At 48.1% G+C, this 6527-nt stretch carries 1 protein-coding gene; it reads left to right on the forward strand.

Annotated features, from left to right (window positions below):
* Positions 1 to 48: 48 nt before the first annotated feature.
* Positions 49 to 6527: DUF5979 domain-containing protein (locus DFR44_RS10940; protein ID WP_133621606.1), on the forward strand; the 6479-nt coding region annotated here is incomplete at its 3' end.

Raw genomic sequence — 6527 nt, forward strand, 5'->3', positions numbered from 1 at the left:
ATCCTAGGGAGGTTCTAAGTCATGGCACGGCAGAATTTAAAACAAAAAATGAGTAAGTGGTTCAACGGAAGAGAATTGATGAAAACCGAGATGATGTTTAAACGAATATTTGCAATGTGGCGTGTGCTGATGATGGTGGTTTTATTCAGCGCTACAACAGCACATGCAGCGATTAGCGGCGTTAGCTTAACAGTGTTAAGTGACGGTGTTGCACCATTCGATGCAGCCGATGGTGCTGGGCTTGATAGCTCGGCAAACAATGGTATTGTTAGGACTTTGGATAGAATCGCTTATCGGATTACTTACTCATCCAACTCAACCACCAGCTCAAAATTTGTCTTTACTTTGCCAGCGGGTGCATCTTGGGATTCCACTTCAAGCGCATCATCGGTATGTACAGGTACGGGCGGAGGCAGCATTTCAGGCACGACACTGACGTGTAACAGAATTCCTGCGGTTGGCACGGAGTCGTTTACGCTTTATGCGTACGCCAATACGTTGGCAAACGGCACGATTTTGACTCCGACGGTTGCTGTTGACAATGGCACTGCTATTGCAGCTTCGCCGCTTACCATATCGGCTGCTCCGAAAGCAACGACTCGTACCTTTAACAATGGTCTTATTCCCGCCACTGAAGGTGGTGTGGCTGGCTATCGTGCTAATATCAACTTTGGTATTGGTATTAGTGGCACGACATCGGCCGTCAGGGGTTCTGAGTCTATCGCATCTGGTTATACGTTTCAAATATCTACGATGCCTGGTTCATATTTGACATCTACGTGCAGTGGCGCAACGGTATGTACACAGGCTGGAGGCCCTGGTACACCGATTACTGTAACAGTGAATCAACAGCTCAATTTTAATAGTACGAGCGGTAGTTATGCCTTTTTCTCGCCTTTTCTTAATGTGGCTTATTACAACACGTTTACATTATTTACGCCAATTGATCCGAATAATACGCCTACGAATACAGCGGATGATAATTTCCCTTTGGGTTCGAAAAGCTATTTCCACAATCAAGTGTCTGGTTTTGATCCAAATAGTATTTCAGGTCAATCGAATTTTGGGACAAGTTATGCCGATGAGATGGATCCGAGCTATGTCTGTGGCTCAACCTCTAATATTACTACTGCCTATGCCTGTACGAGTTTGTTAGTAGATCGAACTCAAACGAAAGCGATTATCACGCCTACATATTCAGTCATTTCCGAACAGGACTCAATCAGTAACACGATTTATGGTGATAGCAATGCCATGAACAATAGGGACTATATTTACTCTGAAAGTATCTTGCCTGGACAAACTTTTATGGCATACGCAGGTTTGTACAGCGAAAACAATGGCTACGGTACTGCTAGTAATGTGGGGCAATGTTTTTTATTTGACAACAGTTTAATTAAGTTGGATGCCACACCGACAGTTAAGTATGGTGCAGCCGTTCAAAGTGCACAAGCAGCGACAACTTTATTGACAGGCAGTGATTTAGTGCTTGAGTATACAAGTCAGGCGTTTGCGTCTGATGCGGATCGTAAAGCTACAAATTGCGGCATCGCAGGAGATGGTGCATCTGGTTGGTCAACTGATCCAACAGCTGTGGGTGGTCTTTCTGCCGTGACCGCAGTACGTTATAAATACACTCAGCTACTAAATGTTTCTGCTGGTTTGGTACTTGCTATGCCGTTAGAAAGAACCACCAATGCGACCTCATTGGCTTTGGCGGACGGGACAGTGATTCCATGGTTCTGGCACAACAACTATACGACTGATGCTGATGGTGTAGTGCATTATGATAAGTCCTCTTATGCAGGGGCTTCAGGTCCAGTTCTGCGCGGTGGCCGTATCACCACACAACCGATTAAAGTACGAGAAACGACTGTTGTTGGTTCCTCATCTATTGCGCCAAGTACACAAACGGCTATTACGATTACCCCACGAGTGATTGGTGCGTCAGTTGCTGGTGTAGATGCTGTTGCTAAAGATGTGGTGGTTACAGCTAAGTTTCAAGATAATTGCATAATTCCAGTTGAATCAAGCTTACCAAGTAACGCGACGTATACGGCAGGTAACTACGGTGCCGACGGTATTCCATGTACATCAGATGATGGCGCGACAGGCTCAGTTAGTTTTGCCGTGGGTGATGTGACAGTGGCTGGTGGAACTGCGGTTGCGCCGTATGGTGGTTTAACTGCAACTCTGACACCGATTACGTTTAATGCGTTGGCGGTAGCGACTGCATCGACGTCTACAAAAACATTGACGACGACAATTTCTTCGACCAATGATTTAACACCACTTGTGGATGGTTCGGGTACGACCGAGGATCGCACTGAAACTGCGAATATTGTGATTAATGGTGCGGCGTCATTCTCTGCATCGAAAACCACGACAGGCGTGACAGGTGGTAAGGTCGGACCGAATGAGATTTTTGGCTATACCATTAACTTTGGTAATGGTGGCTCGAGCAACTCAGGTATTGGTTATTTCGTTGACGTCTTGCCGTTTGATGGCGATGATAATGGTACAACGGGCTTGGGAGCTGGGAAGTTCGAAATCACCAGTTTGGCCGCTTCGATGTCAACCTCAGCTATGGGTACAGTGACGATTCAGTATTCGACTGATGCATCCGCTACCGTACAGGCTGCGGTTAAAGTGGCTGGTCAAGAAAATGGTAGTACGGGCATTAACTGGACCACTTACGCCACAGGTGCGACCATTCCGACGGGCATTACAGCGATTCGATTTGTGACTTCCAATCCGATGTTGATTGGCTACTCAGGCTCAGGCACGATTAACCTTAAAGCCCCGACGATTAACTCAACCTCTAAATTTACCAACACCGTTTGGGCACGTACAGACTTGTATCAAGGTGACCCATCCTCAGCCCAAGTGATTCGTTCAGGATCTGCAGTGACGATTCAGGGTCTTGATCCGTCGACGTTGCGCGGCCGTGTATTCTTGGATACCAATGCGAATGGTACTTATGATGCAGGCGAATCAGGGTTAACGTCTACCTTGGTCAAAGTTGAATGTACCGCAGGTGCTTGTTTGACTGCGCCTCAAGGTACTGTATTTAGCATGCTGGTTGATTCATCAGGTGGCTATGCTTTTGCACCTAGTGGTTCTGGTATATTCGCTTCAGCTGATGGAAGCGGCACTGCACTAAGTGCTTTCCAAGGCGTATTGTCTGGTACTTGGACGGTGACTGAAACGCCACCGTCAAGCCCGTCAACGGCGATATCAACCACCAGTGTGGGTACGATTAATGGTACGACATCGGGTACAGCTTCTGGTCGTTCTATTACGAATGTCGCGATGGTGAGCAGCGGCATTGGTATCAACTATAACTTTGCGGAACGTTTCTTAGACGGCACAATAGAAGTGACAAAGGCATTGACGTTGCCAACGGGCATCACAGGGCCACTGAGCTTCACGTTCACCGCCACGTGTGACTTACCCGTTGCGAATACTAAAAAATCAGCGACATTGACCGACTACCCAACCAATACTAAAGTGAGCATCACAGGTATTGCCGCAGGTGCGACGTGTACGGTCGAGGAAACCCTGCCTGCTTCGCCTGATAGCAAATACTATTGGGAAATACCTGTATTTACGGCTTTAAACCCGACTACGATGCCAAACGGCGGCACGCAAGCGGTCACAGCGACCAACAAGCTTTCGCCGACGGTTACCATCGCCAAGACGGTCACATCGGCACCAAGTGCGGTATCAGGTAAACCGACACAGTTCGATACGACCTATCGCTTGACGGTCAGCAACGCCAGCAGTGCAGCTCAAACTTACGATTTAGCGGACACATTTGGTTTTGACAGCGACGTTACAGTAGTTGGCACTCCTACCATTGTAAAAAGCAGCAATGTCAGTGGAACAGTTAACAGCGCGTTTACAGGTTCAAGCACCAACACTTCAATCATCACAGGCGAATCAATCGCCGCAGGATCAACTGCGACGCCTACGACAGAAACTTACGATGTCACGGTTCGAGTCAATGTCCCAGCAGGCTCAAGCACAAGCAACGACACCTGCTCAGGCACTACCTCAGGCCAAGGTCTGTTCAATACAGCTGTGCTCAGCATGTCAGGCGCATCCGACCAAACGGCCACCGCGTGTTCAAGCACACCGACAGTATCAGGGGTCAACTTGGTATTGCAAAAGACTTGGGTCAATGCTACAACAGGTGAAAGCGTCAATATTCCAGCGACTACGGGCTTCAGTGTCAACAGCACTGCGTTTGACGCTGCTTCAACAGGTTCAAACAGTGTTTCATCAGGCTCCGTTGTGGTCGCAGCGAATGAAGTCGGCACGTTACCGACCGAAATTTTCGCAACACCAGCTAACGCCATTAACTACAGCTCGGGCTCATGGTCATGTTCTGATGGCACTAACTCAGCGATTAGCGTTGTGCAAGGCGGTAACTTAACGATTCCAAGCGCAAGCGTTGGTAAAACGCTAACCTGTACTTTAACCAATACGAGTGTGGTTGAGGGCGTCAATGTTACTAAAGCTGTTACCGCAGGTCCAACAGCAGTGACAGGCACGGGAGACCAGTTCGACATCACCTATCGAGTTAGTGTCAGCAACACCAATCCGATAGCAACCGCTTACAGCTTGAGCGACAGCTTTGGGTTTGATTCAGACGTCAGCGTTGTGGGTACACCGACAGTCGTTAAGGGTTCAAACGTCAGCGGCACGGTGAACAGCGGGTTCACAGGCTCAGGAGGTAACACATCGATTGTCAGCAGCGAAAGTATTGCTGCGGGTTCAGTTGCGACACCCACACTAGAAACGTATGACATTACTGTACGTGTTAAAGTCTCTAACACAGGCAGTAACAACAACAATACTTGTACGAGTGCATCAGGAAATGGTTTGTTCAACAATGCCCAAATGACGATTGCAGGTACGGTTAAAAATGCCGATGCATGTACAATAACGCCAACGGCTAAAACCTCGCAATTGACATTTCAAGTGGATTGGGTCAATGCGACATTAGGAGAGAAAGTATCAGTACCTGCTTCAACAGGTTTAAACAGCAATACTTCAGCATTTGACGCGGTCAGCACAGGCAGCAACACGGTTAAATCAACCACTGTCCTTCCAGTGATTGGCGAAATGGCAACTTTACCTGCGCCAACATTTACCACAACAGGTAATGAGATTTACTACGGCTCACCGAACTCTTGGGTGTGTTCCGATGGTGTTAACCCAGATGTGACAGTTGCATTTGGTAGTACGCTCAACTTTAGTAGCATCTACGAAGGAAACAGTGTCACGTGTAAGGTTGTTTACACCAGCGTGGTTTCAGGTGTGAATGTCGCCAAAGCAGTGACAACTGGTCCAACAGCAGTGACAGGCACGGGAGACCAGTTCGACATCACCTATCGTGTCACGGTGAGCAACACTAATATTTCAGCAACGGCGTACAGCTTGAGCGATAGCTTTGGGTTTGATTCAGATGTCAGCGTTGTAGGTACACCGACAATTGTTAAGAGTTCAAACGTCAGCGGCACGGTGAATAGCGCGTTCACAGGCTCAGGCGCAAGCACATCGATTGTCAGCAATGAAAGCATCGCTGCAGGTTCAGTTGCTACACCGACTGAAGAAACATACGATATTGCTGTGCGTGTTAAAGTTGCTGCGTCAGGCAGTAGCAGCAACGATACATGTACAAGTACGTCTGGCAATGGTTTGTTCAACAACGCCCAAATGAGTATTGCAGGTACGGCTAAAGAATCCAATGCGTGCGCAGCGACACCAACGGTTCAAACAGCGCGTTTTACGTTGCAAGTAGACTGGATCAATGGCGTTGTGGGTGAAACCGTCAGCGTCCCAGGTACGAGTGGATTATCCAATAACACAACGGCATTTAAAGCTGTTAGTGCGGGTACCAACAGCGTGACTTCTATTGATGTGATTGCTGTTGTCGGCGATGTGGCTAAGATGCCAACACCTGCGTTCTTGAATGCAGCTAACGTGTTGAACTATGTCTCGTCGTTAAATTGGGCATGTTCGGATGGTGTGAATCCAGATGATACGGTTTCGTTTGGTGATGTCTTCACTTTAGGTAATCAGTACGCAGGTTCGAATATTGTGTGTAAAGTCGCTTACAGTGCGGTACAAGTGGATACGGTTAAAACCGCATCGCCCGCCGCAGGCACATCAGTAGCGGTTGGTGACACGATTCAATACACCTTAAAAACCACAGTATCAGGCAATGCAACACAACGTGATGTGGTCTTGAGCGATACCTTGGGTACAGGTTTAACCGTCGGTACGTTGCCAGCAGGTTGTACCGCAACGGGTCAACAAATCAGCTGCACGTTGGCCACAGGTGCAGCGATTGGCGACCACACCTTCACCTACAGTGCCACGGTGAATGCCTCAGCCGTGACCAAAGTCAACAACCAAGTGGTCGCAGACGTGGGTACATGTTCATCATGTAGCGTCAGCCATCCATTGTGGTCAGTGGTGACGAACAAGACATCAGACGCCGCGGCGAAGAAGAACGT

This window comes from Hydromonas duriensis (assembly GCF_004363775.1).
Taxonomy (GTDB): Bacteria; Pseudomonadota; Gammaproteobacteria; order Burkholderiales; family Burkholderiaceae; genus Hydromonas; species Hydromonas duriensis.